At 68.3% G+C, this 15,882-nt stretch carries 15 protein-coding genes; 6 read left to right on the top strand and 9 right to left on the bottom strand.

The features are described from left to right. Positions 1–4: 4 nt before the first annotated feature. Entirely contained in the window at positions 5–1,111 is a 1,107-nt protein-coding gene (locus tag J3476_RS12355) for a dihydrodipicolinate reductase (RefSeq protein WP_207066756.1), read from the top strand. A gap of 131 nt (positions 1,112–1,242) precedes the next feature. Here J3476_RS12355 and J3476_RS12350 read toward each other — a convergent pair whose 3' ends face one another. Continuing rightward, positions 1,243–2,463 (bottom strand): cytochrome P450, encoded by a 1,221-nt coding sequence (locus J3476_RS12350; protein WP_286182949.1) that lies wholly within the window; start codon positions 2,461–2,463, stop codon positions 1,243–1,245. 185 nt (positions 2,464–2,648) lie between these two features. On the opposite strand from J3476_RS12350, the gene J3476_RS12345 reads away from it, so the two are divergent. Beyond that, a complete protein-coding gene (locus J3476_RS12345) occupies positions 2,649–3,194 on the top strand; it encodes a TetR/AcrR family transcriptional regulator (RefSeq protein ID WP_207066755.1) in 546 nt (181 codons plus the stop codon). A gap of 88 nt (positions 3,195–3,282) precedes the next feature. Here the strand turns inward: J3476_RS12345 and J3476_RS12340 are convergent, their stop codons facing one another. The 5 genes from J3476_RS12340 to J3476_RS12320 all read right to left on the bottom strand — a co-directional run bounded on the left by J3476_RS12340 (position 3,283) and on the right by J3476_RS12320 (position 9,093). Next, complete coding sequence (locus J3476_RS12340) at positions 3,283–4,023, bottom strand: SDR family NAD(P)-dependent oxidoreductase (RefSeq protein ID WP_207066754.1); 741 nt, start codon at positions 4,021–4,023, stop codon at positions 3,283–3,285. A gap of 70 nt (positions 4,024–4,093) precedes the next feature. Then, positions 4,094–5,710 carry an ABC transporter ATP-binding protein gene (locus tag J3476_RS12335; protein WP_207066753.1) on the bottom strand — a complete coding sequence of 539 codons (1,617 nt, stop codon included), beginning with the start codon at positions 5,708–5,710 and terminating at the stop codon, positions 4,094–4,096. After that, the gene (locus J3476_RS12330) at positions 5,707–6,585 is read right to left on the bottom strand and encodes an ABC transporter permease (RefSeq protein ID WP_207066752.1); all 879 of its coding nucleotides are present in this window, start codon (positions 6,583–6,585) and stop codon (positions 5,707–5,709) included. The genes J3476_RS12335 and J3476_RS12330 overlap by 4 nt, the downstream gene beginning before the upstream one ends. Further along, positions 6,582–7,556 (bottom strand): ABC transporter permease, encoded by a 975-nt coding sequence (locus J3476_RS12325; RefSeq protein WP_207066751.1) that lies wholly within the window; start codon positions 7,554–7,556, stop codon positions 6,582–6,584. The genes J3476_RS12330 and J3476_RS12325 overlap by 4 nt, the downstream gene beginning before the upstream one ends. A gap of 1 nt (position 7,557) precedes the next feature. After that, positions 7,558–9,093 (bottom strand): ABC transporter substrate-binding protein, encoded by a 1,536-nt coding sequence (locus tag J3476_RS12320; protein WP_207066750.1) that lies wholly within the window; start codon positions 9,091–9,093, stop codon positions 7,558–7,560. 162 nt (positions 9,094–9,255) lie between these two features. Between J3476_RS12320 and J3476_RS12315 the strand changes: the two genes are divergently transcribed. Genes J3476_RS12315 through J3476_RS12305 form a run of 3 tightly spaced genes read left to right on the top strand, consistent with a single transcriptional unit; the run spans position 9,256 to position 12,002 of the window. Then, positions 9,256–9,789, top strand: a complete 534-nt coding sequence (locus J3476_RS12315) for a hypothetical protein (protein ID WP_286182947.1) — start codon at positions 9,256–9,258, stop codon at positions 9,787–9,789. Positions 9,790–9,800: 11 nt separating this feature from the next. Beyond that, the gene (locus tag J3476_RS12310) at positions 9,801–10,853 is read left to right on the top strand and encodes a DUF4185 domain-containing protein (RefSeq protein WP_207066778.1); all 1,053 of its coding nucleotides are present in this window, start codon (positions 9,801–9,803) and stop codon (positions 10,851–10,853) included. Positions 10,854–10,913: 60 nt separating this feature from the next. Next, positions 10,914–12,002 (top strand): dihydrodipicolinate reductase, encoded by a 1,089-nt coding sequence (locus J3476_RS12305; RefSeq protein ID WP_286182946.1) that lies wholly within the window; start codon positions 10,914–10,916, stop codon positions 12,000–12,002. A gap of 10 nt (positions 12,003–12,012) precedes the next feature. On the opposite strand, the gene J3476_RS12300 is transcribed toward J3476_RS12305, so the two are convergent. Continuing rightward, complete coding sequence (locus tag J3476_RS12300) at positions 12,013–13,098, bottom strand: SAM-dependent methyltransferase (protein ID WP_207066748.1); 1,086 nt, start codon at positions 13,096–13,098, stop codon at positions 12,013–12,015. A 100-nt stretch (positions 13,099–13,198) separates the two neighbouring features. On the opposite strand from J3476_RS12300, the gene J3476_RS12295 reads away from it, so the two are divergent. Then, the gene (locus tag J3476_RS12295) at positions 13,199–13,936 is read left to right on the top strand and encodes an SHOCT domain-containing protein (RefSeq protein ID WP_207066747.1); all 738 of its coding nucleotides are present in this window, start codon (positions 13,199–13,201) and stop codon (positions 13,934–13,936) included. Positions 13,937–14,101: 165 nt separating this feature from the next. On the opposite strand, the gene J3476_RS12290 is transcribed toward J3476_RS12295, so the two are convergent. Then, positions 14,102–14,725, bottom strand: a complete 624-nt coding sequence (locus J3476_RS12290) for an MBL fold metallo-hydrolase (protein WP_207066746.1) — start codon at positions 14,723–14,725, stop codon at positions 14,102–14,104. Between the two features lie 2 nt (positions 14,726–14,727). Next, positions 14,728–15,813 carry an S-(hydroxymethyl)mycothiol dehydrogenase gene (locus J3476_RS12285; RefSeq protein WP_207066745.1) on the bottom strand — a complete coding sequence of 362 codons (1,086 nt, stop codon included), beginning with the start codon at positions 15,811–15,813 and terminating at the stop codon, positions 14,728–14,730. Positions 15,814–15,882: the final 69 nt, after the last annotated feature.

Here is a 15,882-nt window from a genome sequence, read left to right as displayed (position 1 = left end):
GCTCATGACCGAGACGACAGACACCACCACAAAGACCGGCACGATCAGAGTGTTCCAGGTGGCCACGGGCAACGTCGGCTCCGAGATGATCAAGCGCATCGCCACCCAGCCCGACCTCGAACTCGTCGGCGTGCACTGCTATTCGCCGGAGAAGGTCGGCCGGGACGCCGGCGAACTCGCCGGCATCGCGCCCAACGGCGTCACCGCCACCGGCACGATCGACGAGATCATCGCCGCCAAACCCGACGTGCTGACCTTTCACGGAGTGTTCCCCGACGAGGATCTGTACGTGCGGATCCTCGAAGCCGGCATCGACATCGTCACCACCGCCGACTGGATCACCGGATGGCACCGCGACACCAATCATCCGCACCCGTCGGGTAAGCCCGTCACCCGACTGCTGCAGGAGGCCTGCGAGAAGGGCGGCGCCACCTTCTACGGGACCGGGATGAACCCGGGGGTGAACCAGATTCTCGGTGTGGTGTGCTCGGCGGACGTCGCCGACATCGAGAACGTCACGACCATCGAATCGGTCGACGTGTCGTGCCATCACTCCAAGGACACCTGGATCGAGGTCGGTTACGGCCGGCCCGTGGACGATCCGGAGATCCCGGGCAAGCTCGAGAAGTACACCCGCGTGTTCGCCGACAGTGTGCTGATGATGGCCGACTGCTTCGGCCTCACGCTCGACGAGGTGAAGTTCAGCTACGAACTGGGCGCCTGCACCAAGGACGTCGACCTGGGCTGGTACCAGCTGCCGAAGGGTTCGCTGGGCGGCAACTACATTCGCTACCAGGGCATGGTCGACGGGGTTCCGCGGGTGGAGACCCACCTGGAGTGGCAGATGACACCGCACACCGACCCGAGCTGGGACATCAAGGGCTGCTACATCACTCAGATCAAGGGTGATCCGAACATCTACAACAAGCACATGATCTTCCCCAAGCCCGGCGTCGACCTTTCCGATCCGGCGAGCTTCGCGTCGATCGGCATGACGGTGACCGGCATGCCCGCGCTGAACGCGATCAAGTCGGTGGTGGCCGCTCCACCGGGCATCATCACCAGCGCGGACCTGCCACTGCGGGGATTCGCGGGCCGCTTCAAGCTCTGACGGGTCCGGTGGATTTTCTGCCCCCACGGTGCTCGAGCCGAAATCGACACCAGGGCGGTGATCACGTCGGCATCAGCTGACTTTCGCAGCCACCATGTCGATCTCGCTTCGAGGGCGCGGGATGCAGCGGGTCAGTCGACGCGAAGAGTGAGTCTCTCCAACCGTCGCACCAGCAGGCTGGGTAGCCAGCGGCTGGGTCCATCGGCCTCGAGCCGGCGCGTGTTCGCCAGCAGGTGCTCGAGCACGATTCTGGCCTCCATGCGGGCCAGTGCCGCGCCGACGCAGAAGTGGACACCCTTGCCGAACGCGATGTGGCCCTTGCTGTTCGGTCGGTCCAGGCGGAACTCGTCCGGCGACGCGAAGTGCGCCGGATCCCGGTTGGCGGCGCCCCACAGCAGGATCAACCGTGACCCTTCGGCCAGCTCGTGCCCGGCCAGCACGCAGTCGCGCAGCACATGGCGGTAATGACCCCGAAACGGCGGCTCGAATCGCAGTGTCTCCTCGAGGAACACCGGTATGAGGCTGCGGTCGTCCCGAAGTCGATGCTGCAGCTCGGGTCGGGTGGCGAGGAGCGCCGTTGCCGAGCCGATCAGCGATGCAGTCGATTCCCCGCCTGCGCCGAACAGCGTGATCATCATCATCTGCGCTGTCATCACGTCCAATTCGCCTTCGGCGCAGTCGCGCGCCAGCGCGCCCATCAGGGTGTCCTGCGGGTGTGCCGCCTGCGCGTCGAACTTCTCTGCTACGTACTGCGCCAACTGCATCGCCGCCGTGCCCGCGCCGGCGAGCTGCTCCTGGCTGACCAGGCCCTCGAGGAGTTGGGTACTGGCGTAACCCCATTCGGCCAACTGCTCGGCGTCCTCGTCGGGCACCCCGAGCAGGCGGCACACCACCAGCATGGGCAGCCGGTTGGCGATCGCCGACATCCATTCGACGTGACCGTCGCTCACCTGCTCAGCCCACAGCCGCTCGGTGGCGGCGGCGACGAACGACTCGAGGGTGCGGATCCGCTTGGCCGCCAGCTGCGGAACCAGCTTCCTGCGATGCAGCGCATGGGCGGGGTCGTCGGCGATGGCCAGAACCTGGGACGGGCCGCCGAGGTCGTCCATCGGGAACGTGCCGACGGTGCCGTCCGATTGATACACCATGGTGCCGGTCAGGTTGGACGAGAAGTCCTGCGGGCGCGCCACCGCATCGGTGACCGCATCCCAATTACAGACCGCGTAGAAGCCGGAATCACCGATCTGGTGCACCGGCGCGGTGGCCAGCATCCGGGCATAGAGCGGATACGGGTCCTGGAGGAACTCATCGGCGAACAACGCCAGGCCGAGGTCGGTCTCGTGCACGGTCACGCGTCCAGGCTCCGGCGTCGCGGCGCCGCGCGTCAACGGCCCGGACGAAGTCGACAACCGCTCGCACCTGTGGCGACGGAGTGCCGTCTCAGCTCAGCCTCCGGAGCAGGCCCGAGGGTAAGACTGATTGCATGTTGTGTCTCATATTGAGATCCTTGACCGGACCATTCTCGACGAGGTGACCGATGGCGAACGATTGGCTGGTGGGGGACCGCCACGGTGCGGCCGCGGAGCGGATCTATGCCGCGGCCACCGCGCTCATTGCCCGCGACGGCCTCGAGGGCTTCGACATGGCCGAGTTGCAGGCGAGGGTGCACTGTTCGCGTGCCACGCTCTACCGCCATGTCGGCGGCAAGGCGCAGATCCGCGACGCGGTGCTGACCCGTGAGGCCGAACGCATCGTCGACGCGGTGCGCGCCGCGGTGCGGGGGCTCGAGGGCAGCGAGCGCACCGTCACCGCCGTCGTCGCCGCGCTCGGACACATCCGGGCCGATCCGCTCGGACGGGCCCTGCTGCACTCGATGCGCGGCGCCTCGGAGCTGCAGTGGGTGAGCCGTTCGCCGATCCCGCCGACGCTGGCCGCCGAGCTCACCGGTATCACCGACGGCGACGACGAAGCGGCCCAGTGGATCGTGCGAATCGTGCTGGCATTGCTGTTCTGGCCCGTCGACGATCCAGGTGCCGAACGCGCGATGATCGAACGCTTCCTCGGCACCGTCCCCGAGCGTTGAGACTGCATCCAGCGCGGGCCCCACTCGCACTTTGCCGCGCTGGCTGCAGTCTGAACGCATGGGACCCGCGTGCGAACTGCGGGCTGAGTCAGCCGGCGCCCTTGCCGTTGTCGACGCGGTAGACCGCCCCGTGGATCGCCGCGGCGTCGTCACTGGCCAGGAACGCGATGGTCTTGGCCACATCGGTGGTGTCCATGAAGCCGCGCGGCGAGGCGATGCGCATGATCAGGTCCCAGTCCGCGTTCTCCGGCGCCTGGAACTCCGTGGTCTGCGCGGTCGGCATCCCGCCGGGGCAGATGGCGTTGACGCGCAGCCGGTCCTTGGTGAACTCGATGGCCAGCGCGCGGGTCAACCCGACCAGCCCGTGTTTGGCCGCGCAGTAGCCCGCCGAATACACCTCACCTTCGACCCCGGCGATCGACGAGACATTGACGATGTTGCCGCCGCTGTCCAGCAGATGCGGCAGCGCGGCGCGGCACAGGTAGAACGGCCCGGTGAGATTGACCGCCAGATCACGTTCCCAGTCGTCGTCGGTCATCGTGGCCGAATGCCGCATCTGGTGGAATCCGGCCACGTTGGCCAGCACGTCGAGACGCCCGAAGTGCGCAACGCAGTCGGCGACGGCGTCGGCACACGCCTGCGGAGAGGTGATGTCCACCGCCGCGAACGTGCCACCCGGGACGTCGGCGAACACCTCGGCCATCCGCTCGGCATCCCGAGCGATCCCGAACACCTGGGCGCCCCGCTCGGCGAACAACCGCGCCGTCGCCGCACCCAGTCCCGCTGACGCGCCGGTGACCAGCGCGACCTTCCCGCTCAATTGACCCATGCCCTCGACCTTCTCACGAGGCGGTGGGTGATAAGACGGCGGCACACGCCGTCACCGGCGCCCGCGGCTTTCAGACGGCGGCGCGCGGGGTCACCGGCGGCACCGCCGCCAACAGCTCGCGGGTGTACTGCTCCTCGGGTGAGGCGAACAACTCGGCGGCAGGCCGGTATTCGACGGCCGCGCCGTCACGCATCACCAGCACGTCGTGGCTCACCTGGCGGATCACCGCCAGATCGTGACCGATGAACAGGTAGCTCAGACCCAGCTCGCGCTGCAGACGCGCCAGCAGCTCCAGCACCCGGGCCTGCACCGACACGTCGAGCGATGCGGTGGCCTCGTCGAGGATCAGCAATTCGGGTTCGGCGGCCAGCGCCCGGGCGATGCTGACCCGCTGGCGCTGACCGCCCGACAGCTCGTGCGGATAGCGCTGCGCGAACTCCGTGGGCAACCCCACCAGCTCCAGCAGCTCGGCGACTCGTTCCGTCCGGGCTGCCTTGCCGTCCACCAGATCGTGTACCGACAGCGGTTCGGCGATCGACGTGGCCACCCGCGCACGCGGATTCAGCGACGAGAACGGATCCTGGAACACCAGCCCGATCCGGCGGCGCAATGCCCGGGCCGCAGATCCCTTGGCGCCGAACACGTCCGTGCCGTCGAGTGTGGCGGTCCCGCCGTCGGGTCGGGCCAACCCGGTCAACGCCGCCGCGACCGTCGACTTGCCCGAACCGGATTCCCCGACCAGCCCCAGCGTGGCCCCCCGGCGCACGGTGAACGACACGTCGCGCACCGCGTGCACCGTCGACCGGCCCACCGGAGTGGACACCGTGAACCGCACATCCAGGCCCTCGACGGTCAACAGCTCGTCGGTGCCCGTCACCTCCGGCGGGCCCTGCGCATCCAGCACCGGCCTGGCGGCCAGCAGATCACGGGTGTAGTCGTCGCGCGGGGAGTCGAACACCGTCAGGATCGGCGCCTGCTCGACCGTCCGGCCGGCCCGCAGCACCGTCACGTCGTCGGCGACCTGTCCGATCACACCCAGGTCGTGGCTGATCCATACCACCGCGGTGCCGAAGTCGCGTTGCAGATCGCGCACCAGCTCGATGATCTGGGCCTGGGTGGTGACATCCAGCGCGGTGGTGGGTTCGTCGGCGATCAACAGCTCCGGATCACACGCCAGCGCGATCGCGATCATCGCACGTTGTTTCTGCCCGCCGGACAGTTGATGCGGATAGGCGTGCAGGCGGGTCGCCGGATCGGGCAACCCGACCGCCTCCAGCAGTTCGGTCGCCCGCTGGGTCGCCGCCCGCCGGGTCATGCCGCGGTGCGTCTGCAGCGATTCGGTGATCTGACGCTCCAGCGTGAGCAGCGGGTTCAGCGACGTGCCGGGGTCCTGGAACACGAATCCGATTCGGGCGCCGTGCACCCGGCGCAGCACCTTCGGCGGCGCGCCGACGAGCTGTACGGGAGAGGAACCACCGGTCAGCGTCGACGACCCCGACACGCGGGCGCCGGGTGCGTCGAGCAGCCCGGTGGCGGCCAGCACCGTCATCGACTTGCCGGAGCCGGATGCGCCGACGATGCCGACGGTGTGCTCACGCTGCACCGCGAAGGACACCTGCTCGACGATCGTGCGACCGCCGATGCGCACCCCGAGATCGGCCACCTCGAGCACCGCGGGTTCGCTCACCGCTCCCTCCTGCGCGCCTCGACGGTGGTGCGTTGCTTGGGGTCGAGGACGTCCCGCAATCCGTCACCGAAAAGGTTGAACGCCAACACGATCACGAAGATCGCGGCGCCGGGGAACACCGCCATCCACCACGCCATCGTCACGAATCCCTGGGAGTCGAAGATCATCCGGCCCAGCGACGGCTGCGGCGGCTGGATACCGAGGCCGAGAAAGGACAGCGCCGCTTCGGACAGGATCGCGAACGCCAGCGACAGCGAGGTCTGCACGATCAGCGGCCCGGAGATGTTCGGCAGGATGTGGCGCCGCAGGATGTAGCTGTCGCCGGTGCCCATCGCTTGCGACATCCGCACATAGGGTTCGGTGCGCACCCCCAGCGTGCTGGCCCGGGCGACGCGGGCGAAGATCGGGGTGTAGACGATGCCGATGGCCAGGATCGTCGTCGTCACCCCCGGGCCCAGGATCGCCACCACAGCCAGCGCCAGCAGCAGCACCGGGAACGCGAACATCACGTCGACCACGCGCATCAGCACCGTGTCCAGCCAGCCGCCGCGGTAGCCGGCCAGCACCCCGATCGCGACCCCGACCACCAACGCCAGCGCCACACTCGTCACCGCGATCCGCATCGAGGCCTGCACCGCGACCAGTACCCGGGACAGCACGTCGCGGCCCAGTTCGTCGGTGCCCAGCCAATGGGTGAGGCTGGGCGCCTGCAGCGCGTTGGGCACGTCGACGTCGTTGATGCCGTACGGCGCGAGAGCCTGCGCGAACACGGCGACCACCGCGACGGCGGCCAGCACGAGCGCACTGACCAACGTGACGGGGTTGCGCGCCAACAGTTTCCACGACGAGATGCGGGTATCGTCTCGAGTCGTCATGCCAGCCGGATCCTCGGGTCCACGACCGCATAGAGCACGTCGACGACCAGGTTGATCAACAGGAACAGGGCCGCGATGAGCAGCACCGCGCCCTGGATCAGCGGGTAGTCACGGGCGGCGACGGCGTTGAACACCAACCGGCCCAGCCCCGGCCAGGCGAACACCACCTCCACGACGATCACCCCGCTCAGGATCGTGGCGAGCTGGATGCCGGTGATCGTCAGAATCGGCACCAGCGCGTTGCGGACGGTGTGGCGGAACGTCACCACCCGCGGGGACAGACCCTTCGACCGGGCGGTGCGCACATAGCCCATCGAGGCGACCTCCAGCACCGCCGAACGCACGTAGCGCGTCATGATCGCCCCGGCCACCAGACCGACCGTCAGTGCGGGCAGCACGATGTGGCGCAGCCAGCCCACCGGGTCGTCGAACAGGGACCGATACCCCGAGGTGGGCAGCCAACCCAGCGTCGTCGAGAACAGCGCGACCAGCAGGATGGCCATCCAGAAGTCCGGCACCGACACCCCGAACTGGCTGCTGATCCGGATCACCGCGTCGCTGGCACGCCCCTCGCGCAATGCCGAGTAGATGCCGGCCGGCAACGCGATCAGCAGCGCGATCACCATGCCGGCCAGCCCGAGCGACAACGTCGCGGGCAGACGCTCCATCAACGTCACGGTCACCGGATCGCCGTTGCGGAAGCTGACCCCGAGATCACCGGTGGCCGCCGAGCCGACGAACCCGAAGAACTGCGAGATGATCGGCCGGTCCAGACCGCTGGCCGACCGCAACGCCTCATAGGCCTCCGGGGTGTAGCGGGTGCCCAGCGCGATGCGGACCGGGTCACCGGGGACCAGATGAACCAGCGCGAACACCACCACCGCGACCCCGAGCAGCACCACCGCCGAATACGCCAGCCGGCGCACGACGAACCGCGCGATGGGGTGAGTCAGCACCGTGGGAGCGGCCATGTCAGGCGTCACCGTCCTGGGCCCAGTGCGCGTCACGGAACCGCACCGCGCCATCCCGGCGCGCCTGATAGCCCTGCAGCGCAGGATTCCACGCCTGAATCACCGACGGGTTGTAGAGGAAGATGTAACTGACCTGGTCGGCGATCATCGTCGCCGCACGGCGGTAGTCGTCGAAGCGGGCCTGTCGGTCGGTCTCCACCCGGCCCGCGTCCAGCAGCCGGTCGACCTCGGGATCGGAGAACTTCTGCGCGTTGCTGGTGCCGTCGGTGTGGTGCTGGGCGTAGTAGAAGTCATCCGGGTCGATGTTGCCCAGCCAGCCCATCATCAGCATGTCGAAGTTGCCTTTGTTCTGCTCGTCGAGCCAGGTCGCGAAGTCGACGGTGCGGATGTTCACCGTGATGCCCAGCGGCGCGAGGTTGTCGGCGACGATCTGCGCGGCCGTCACCGTCTCCGGATAGTCGGTGGTGACCAGCATGTCGAGGTTGCCCGGGCTCACGCCGGCCTCGTCGAGCAGTTCCCGCGCCTTGTCCAGACCGCCCTCGCCGTAGCGGTCGTACGGCACGTACCACGGGTTGCCCTCCGGGATCGCGAGCTGGTTCTTCGCGGCGGTGCCGTAGCTGGTGGCCTGCACGATGGCGTCGCGGTCGATCGCGTAGGCGATCGCCTGGCGCACCCGCACGTCGTTCCACGGTTCGCGCGCCTCGTTGAGGGCCAGATACCAGTAGTCGTTGCTCGGCTCCACGGCCAGCGTGAGCGACTCGTCGTTGCGCAGCTGCTGCACGCGTTGCGGGGGCACCGAGTCCGTCCAGTCGATCTCGCCGGCCTGCAACGCCGACAGCGCGGTCGAGGGCTCGGAGATGAAGCGGAACCGCACCCCCGAGATGTCCGGCGCGCCGTCCCAGTAGTCCGGATTGGCCACCAACGTGATCGAGTCCCCGCTGCGCTGGTTGGCGAACGCGAACGGCCCGGTACCGACGGGATGGGTGGCGATCTCACCGCTTTCGACGTTGCGGCGGGACACGATGGCCATGCCCTTGAAGCCGCCGAGATTGGTGAGCATGTTGGGCACCGGGCGGTCGACGCGGATCACCACCGTCTGCGGGTCGACCGCCTCCACTGCGGTGACCGCACTGAACTTGTCGACGTTGGTGAGCTCTTCGTCGATGATCCGGTTGTAGGAGAACGCGACGTCCTCGGATGTGAGCGGGCTGCCGTCGTGAAACGTCACCCCGGGACGCAGGCGGAACGTCCACGTCAGCTCGTCGTCGCTGACCTCCCACGACTCGGCCAGCGCCGGGCGCATCTGCAGGTTCTCGTCGGGTTCGACCAGGGTGTCGAAGACGTTCTCGAGCACTTCGAACGAGAAGTAGGCCGATGTCTTGTGCGGATCGAGCTGATCGGGTTCACCGGCGATGGCCGCGATCACCCCGCCCTCGGCGCCGTCACCGAGATCCACCCGCTGGCCGGTCGAACAGCCGGTCAGCGCCACCACCAAGGCGAGCACGACGAGCGCGGTCGACGCCGCCGTTCTCGTCATGTGCATCACCCCGGGACTCGAGCCGCTGGGGGGCCTCTACCCAAACTCGCCTGGGCCCAACCCACGAGCTGCCACAAGCGACAAAGCCGTGACTTTGTCTACCCGCGACTGAAATACTTCGGTCAACCTGTCTTACCATGCGGCGGGGCGAAGGGAGACAACGTGAGGTTCCTGCGCGCGGCGGCCGCCGTCGCCATGGGTGTCGGTGTCGCGATGGGTGTCGCGGTGGGGGCTCCGCCGTCCGCCCAGGCCGCCAACGTCATGGAAGGCGTCTACAACTACATGCCCGCCGACGGGCAGCCCGGGACGTGGACGATCTATCCGTCCTGCGTGCCGGTGGTCGGCGACCTGCGTGAACCGCTGTATCTGCCGGTCGGCTGCCGGCTGCACGTCGGGCCGTCCAACGGTTTGGTCGGCGGTGACGCCCGGCTGACCGGGGGAGTGTGGAGCTTCACGACACCGGTGGCCAAGGGCATGAAATGCCCGGACGGCACCTGGGCGCCCACCATCGAGACCTTCAAGTTCGACGACGTCACCATGTCGGGCACCCGCAGCGTCACCCACAACGCGGTGTGCGGGCTGCAGCCCGGCATCATCAACACGAACTTCACGCTGTCGTTCAAGGAACCGCTGCCGATCCCGGTCGACCGGTACCCGCTGTACTGCGAGCCCGGCGGGCTGCGCCGCTGCTTCTAGGAAAGCGGCCGCTGCCGCGCAGATGCGGCAAGGCCGTCGACGTCACCGGACCGGGGATCACCGACCGGTGGGGAGTGACCTGTGCCGACCTGGGTGCCTCGGTCCTGGCCCCGGACGGATCGCTGGTGTCGGTGTTCGGCGACACGTTCTCCGGCGACACCGTGGGTCGGGGGGACTGGCGCTCACCGGTCGTGCTGATCGGTCGCGGTGACGCCGACCACCAGATCGTCTACCACCGTGCGGGGGGACCCGACCCCGACTATGCGCGTCAGCTGTGGCACTACCGTCACGACCACACCGCCGCCCGCCGGCGACGCGGTATCAGCACCGTCATCCCGTCGGACCTGCTGACCGTCGGGGACTCGATGTATCTGCACGCCATCGTCAACCGCGGGCTGGGCAACGTCGCGTGGACGGAGATCTGGCGCTCCGACGACGACGGCGCGACGTGGCGAGACCTCGGCAGCGAGGCCCGCTTCGCGGCCGACCTGCATCACGGTCACGCCCAGTGCTGGAGCTGGGATCACCAACCGGGACCGGACGGCGGCTGGGTGTATGTGGCCGCCACCGGTTTTCAGCGCGACAAGGGCATCATCCTGATGCGGGTCCGGCCCCGACACGTCGGGTCGCGGCGGCACTATCGAAGTTGGGGGTTCACCGACGGGCGGTGGGGGTGGGGGAGCCGGGCCACCCCGATCACGCCGCCGGGGGAGAAATGGGGTGAACTGACGCTGCGTCGGCTGGCCTCGGGCCACTGGATCCTGGGTGGATTCCTGGCCTCGGAGTACGCACTGGGCTACCGCGTCATCGACTCCCCGCTGGCGAACATGCACAGCACCGCTATCCAGAAGCCGGTGATCGGCTGCGGATGGCAGGACGAGGACCACGCCGGCGGCCGGGTGGCCCAGCTCTACGGCGGATACGTGTTGCCCGGCTCGAGGGTGGGCGTCGAAGCCGGCGTCGGTCTGATGGTGTCGCAGTGGCACACCGCCAACGGATGGCCCTATCGGACAATGCAATTCAGGGTGACGTTGGACGACACGCCGGCCGCGGCCGCACCGTGAGAACCGTCGACTTGGGCCGGAATCGTTCCCGCCGCGCGGGCCGGGCCTAGGGTATTGGCTGTGCGCACCGATTCTGACGCCAAACGCGTGGTCATCTGGGGAACCGGCTTCGTCGGCAAGATGGTGATCGCCGAGGTGCTCGAGCACCCCGGGTTCGAACTGGTCGGCGTCGGCGTCAGCGACCCCGCCAAAGTGGGCCGCGACATCGGCGACATCTGTGGACTGTCCTCCGACGTCGGGATCGCTGCCACCGACGACGTCGACGCGCTGATCGACCTGAAACCCGACGCGCTGGTGCACTACGGTCCGACCGCCGCGCACGCCGACGCCAACATCGATCTGATCACCCGGTTCCTGCGGGCCGGCATCGACGTGTGCTCCACCGCGATGACCCCGTGGATCTGGCCGACCATGCACCTGAATCCGCCCAACTGGATCGAACCGATCACGGTGGCCTGCGAACTCGGCGAGGCGTCGTGCTTCACCACCGGCATCGACCCAGGTTTCGCCAACGACCTGTTCCCGATGACGCTGATGGGATTGTGCTCCGAGGTTCGCACCGTGCGCGCCTCCGAGCTACTGGACTACACCCACTACACCGGAGACTACGACCGGGAGATGGGCATCGGGCGACCGCCGGAATACCGGGCGATGCTCGAGAACCCCGATATCCTCGTGTTCGCCTGGGGTGCAACAGTTCCCATGATCGCCCACGCCGCCGGGATCATGCTCGACGACATCACCACCACCTGGGAGAAGTGGGTCACCCCCACAGAGCGCAAGACCGCGAAAGGCGTCATCGCGGCCGGCAACGTCGCCGCTGTCCGCTTCACCGTCAACGGTGTCTACCGCGGCGAGACCCGCATCCAACTCGAGCACGTCAACCGCATCGGCAACGACGCCGCCCCGGATTGGCCGTCGGGCAACCAGAACGATGTCTACCGTGTCGACATCGAAGGGACCCCGAGCATCTCCCAGGAGACCGCGTTCCGGTTCACCGATGGTTCCGGACGTGACGCCGCGGCAGCGGGCTGCCTGGCGACCGGGCTGCGCGCCCTCAATGCGGTCCCGGCCGTCAACGATCTGTCACCCGGGTGGGTCACCGCGCTCGATCTGCCGCTGATCCCGGGCAAAGGCACGATTCGCTAGGCACGATTCGCTAGGTGCGTGGCCGCTTGACCAGCACCACGTGCGCCAGCGGGATGCTGACCTGTTCGGGTGCCGCGCCCATCCGCTCGCTGATGCCGGACTCGAGCCGGTCGAACAACGCGCCGACCCGCCGTTCGTCCGTGTCCTCCGGCAGAGCCGTCAGCAGTGCCGGGAACACCGCCGCACGGGCGAACGCCGCCCACCGCGTGCCGAACGCGGCGGCGTTGCCGTCGGCCCGATAGCGCTCCCAGAACCGGTCCTCGGCGTCGAACACCTCCAGATGCTCGATCTCCAGCCGCTCGAACCGGCCCGACGGTGCGAACGGGGCCGTGAAGTCGACCTCCCGGCGCGACACCGTCGGGATGCACATGCCGGCCAGCTCGTCGGCGGTGATGACGTCGTCGCCGGCCAACTCCTCGAGCGCGTCGTCGATCGCGCGCAACAGGGGCCGAAACCCGACCTCGTCGTCGTCGCCGACGGCCATGGTCATCACCACCAGGCGTCCCCCCGGCCCCAACTCGCGCCCGCGGAACGCGATGAACTCATGCCAGTCGTGGGCGGCCTGCCGCGCGAACGCGGCCTGCACCTGTGAGTCGGTGCAGTCGGAGATGTGCACGTGGCCGTCGATCTCGGCCGGTGTCCGGCTCAACCACTGGATCGCCCACGCACTCCAACCCAGATGCACGCTGTTGGAAGGCATGATCTGGCCGTAGAACGACCGCCCCACCGCTGACGCGAACGTCGCCGGGTCCTTGCGCAGGTAGGTGTCCGGGTCCTCCTCGATGGTGCGGAACATCGCGGTGAAATCGTTGTCCGGAATGTCGGTGTGCGCCACCAGCACCGAGTGTTCGGCGCTGGTGCGGCTGCGCAGCACCTTGATTGCGGCGCCGAGCGGCAGCAGCGAATTGTGGCCGGTGCCGGCGCCGTAGTCGGCGAGCACGATCGGTTGCGGGGCAGTCGGCAGCGGAACCTGCGCGGCGGCCCGTTCGAACACGGCGATCGCGGGGGCAAGACCGGCGGCCTGCAATCGCGAGGACGCGGTGTAGGTCTCGCTGTCCATGGGTTGAGGCCGCACGACGATGCTGGATTCAGGCATCGCGACCTCCGAACAGCTCTGCGTGGTATCCCTCTCTTTCGCACGGTAGTCCTCACGTCGCGACCGCGCCGCAGAAGCGCGGTCGTGACAGACTTCGCTCATGACGGGACGGGTCGGTCCACGCGTCGCGCTGGCCGGTGCAATTCTCGCGCTGGTCACCGGGGTTGTCGGTCTCGTTGTGTCACTGCTTCTGAACGTGTTCGTCTTCGACGAGTTCGACGCCTACGGTGAGGTGCCCATCCCCGGATCCGCGCGGCTGCACTTGCCCGCCGGGGAGGCCACCATCAGCTTCCACACCGCGGTCCCCGGTGGTGTCAGCGGCGGATTTCCGGTGCCCGCGCTGCAACTGGGCATCACCCCGCCGGACGGCGCGCCCGATCCCGTCGTGACCGAGAGCGTGGGCACCACCACCTCGGTCAACAGCGACGTCCGCATCCGCCTGTGGACGGTGCAGATTGCCGAGGACGGCGTGTATGACGTCGCGGTGCGCGGCGAGGTCGCCGGCTACATCAACCCGCAGCTGGCCTTCGGCCGCGACGACTCGCCGTGGTGGCTGGTGTGGGCGTTCGGCGGGCTCATCGCCGCCGGTGTCGTGTCGTTGGTCCTGGCGATCCTGTGGCGGCTCCGGTCGCCGCGCGCAGTGCAGAACGTGGCGGCGCCGGTGAGTCTCGACGAGCCCACCTGGCCCGGACCGGTTCCGCCGCCGGTGCACAGCTACGAACCCACCGACACCGACGTGCGGCTCGAACAACTCAAGACGCTGGCCGCGCTGCGCGAGTCAGGTGCCCTCACCGATGCCGAGTTCGAGGCCGAGAAGCGTCGGATCCTCCGGAGCTGACGGACCGTGAGCGCGCGCTCGCGGTGCAGAGGGCTCAGAGCTGCTTGGCCAATCCCGCAGCTCAGCTGCTCAGGCCCAATAGGCAGCTCAGCTGCTCAGGCGCGATAGGCAGCTCAGCTGCTCAGGCGCGATAGGCAGCTCAGCTGCTCAGGCGCGATAGGCAGCTCAGCTGCCGCGGGCCACCCACTCGTCGTAGTGCACGATCTCGTCGCCGACGGTCGTGGTGTCGCCGTGGCCCGTGTAGACGACCGTCTCGCCGGGAAGCTTGCCCAGCCGACCCGAGATGGACTCGAGGATGGTCGGGAAATCCGAATAGGACCGGCCGGTCGCGCCCGGCCCACCCTGGAACAGCGTGTCACCGCTGAACACCGCGCCCAACTCCGGCGCGTGCCAGCAGACCGATCCGGGGGAGTGCCCGGGCGTGTGCAGAGCACGCAGCTCGGTACCCGCCACGCGCAGCGTGTCACCGTCGGCCACGGCGCGAAAGTCGCTGTCGGGATGGGTCATCCGCCACAGCACGTCGTCGGCCGGGTGCAGGAACACCGGCGCATCCAGGGCTTGCCCGAGCTGGGGGGCGACGGTCACGTGATCGTTGTGCCCGTGCGTGCACACGACGGCGACGACGTGGCGCCCGCCGACCGCTTCGATGATCGGTTCGGCGGTGTGGGCGGCGTCGAACACCACCACCTCGTTGTCGTCGCCGACGAGCCAGATGTTGTTGTCGACCTCCCAGCTGCCGCCGTCGAGTTCGAACGTTCCGCTGGTCACCAGCCGCGCGATGTTGCCCATGACTACAGCACTACCACGGAGCGCAGCACTTCACCGGAGTGCATCTTGTGGAACGCGTCTTCGATCTGGTCGAGACCGATGCGCTCGGAGACGAACTTGTCCAGCGGGAAGCGGCCCTCGAGGAACAGGGTGATCAGCGTCGGGAAGTCCCGTTCGGGCAGGCAGTCGCCGTACCAGGACGACTTCAGCGATCCGCCGCGGCTGAAGAAGTCGACCAGCGGCATCTCCAGCGTCATGTCCGGCGTCGGCACCCCGACCAGCACCACGGTGCCGGCCAGATCGCGGGCGTAGAACGCCTGCTTCCAGGTTTCGGGCCGCCCGACCGCGTCGATGACGACGTCGGCGCCGAAACCGTCGGTCAGATCCTGGATCGTGGCCACCGGATCGAGGTCACGGGCGTTGATCGTGTGGGTCGCCCCGAACTGGCGGGCCCAGTCCAGCTTTCGGTTGTCCATGTCGACGGCGATGATCTTCTTCGCCCCGACCAGGCGTGCCCCGGCGATCGCCGCATCTCCCACGCCGCCGCAGCCGATGACCGCCACGGTGTCGTCGCGGTTGACGGCGCCGGTGTTGATCGCCGCCCCGACGCCGGCCATCACACCGCAACCCAGCAGACCGGCCGCGGCCGGATCAGCGGCAGGGTCGACCTTCGTGCACTGACCCTCGTGCACGAGGGTCTTGTCGGCGAACGCGCCGATGCCCAGCGCGGGGGTCAGCGCGGTGCCGTCGGTCAGCGTCATCGGCTGCTCGGCGTTGAACGTGTCGAAACACAGGTGCGGGCGGCCCCGCTTGCACGCCCGGCACTGCCCGCACACCGCGCGCCAGTTCAGCACCACGAAATCACCCGGCTCGACGTTCGTCACGCCGACGCCGACCGACTCGACGGTGCCGGCAGCCTCATGGCCCAGCAGGAACGGGAACTCATCGTTGATTCCGCCGTCGCGGTAGGTCAGATCGGTGTGGCACACCCCGCACGCAGCGATGTCGACAACCACCTCACCGGGTCCCGGATCGGGGATGACGATGTCCACCACCTCGACCGGTTCTGACTTCTTCCGTGAGATCACACCGCGCACCGTCTGAGTCATGCCTACAACCTAATGGTTCGCCTCGGGGGCGACAGAGCGTGTGTCCCGGGCCTGTCCTCAACGGGTCCG

The sequence above is a fragment of the Mycobacterium sp. PO1 genome (assembly GCF_017312405.1).
Lineage (GTDB): Bacteria > Actinomycetota > Actinomycetes > Mycobacteriales > Mycobacteriaceae > Mycobacterium.
This window is presented reverse-complemented; position numbering and strand designations above follow the sequence as displayed.

Bases quoted from the DNA above. Each gene is read 5' to 3' on its own strand.
- J3476_RS12355 (WP_207066756.1), top strand. From the start codon at position 5: ATGACCGAGACGACAGACACCACCACAAAGACCGGCACGATCAGAGTG.
- J3476_RS12320 (WP_207066750.1), bottom strand. From the start codon at position 9,093: ATGACGAGAACGGCGGCGTCGACCGCGCTCGTCGTGCTCGCCTTGGTG.
- J3476_RS12330 (WP_207066752.1), bottom strand. From the start codon at position 6,585: ATGACGACTCGAGACGATACCCGCATCTCGTCGTGGAAACTGTTGGCG.
- J3476_RS12285 (WP_207066745.1), bottom strand. From the start codon at position 15,813: ATGACTCAGACGGTGCGCGGTGTGATCTCACGGAAGAAGTCAGAACCG.
- J3476_RS12325 (WP_207066751.1), bottom strand. From the start codon at position 7,556: ATGGCCGCTCCCACGGTGCTGACTCACCCCATCGCGCGGTTCGTCGTG.
- J3476_RS12345 (WP_207066755.1), top strand. From the start codon at position 2,649: ATGGCGAACGATTGGCTGGTGGGGGACCGCCACGGTGCGGCCGCGGAG.
- J3476_RS12300 (WP_207066748.1), bottom strand. From the start codon at position 13,098: ATGCCTGAATCCAGCATCGTCGTGCGGCCTCAACCCATGGACAGCGAG.
- J3476_RS12295 (WP_207066747.1), top strand. From the start codon at position 13,199: ATGACGGGACGGGTCGGTCCACGCGTCGCGCTGGCCGGTGCAATTCTC.
- J3476_RS12290 (WP_207066746.1), bottom strand. From the start codon at position 14,725: ATGGGCAACATCGCGCGGCTGGTGACCAGCGGAACGTTCGAACTCGAC.
- J3476_RS12340 (WP_207066754.1), bottom strand. From the start codon at position 4,023: ATGGGTCAATTGAGCGGGAAGGTCGCGCTGGTCACCGGCGCGTCAGCG.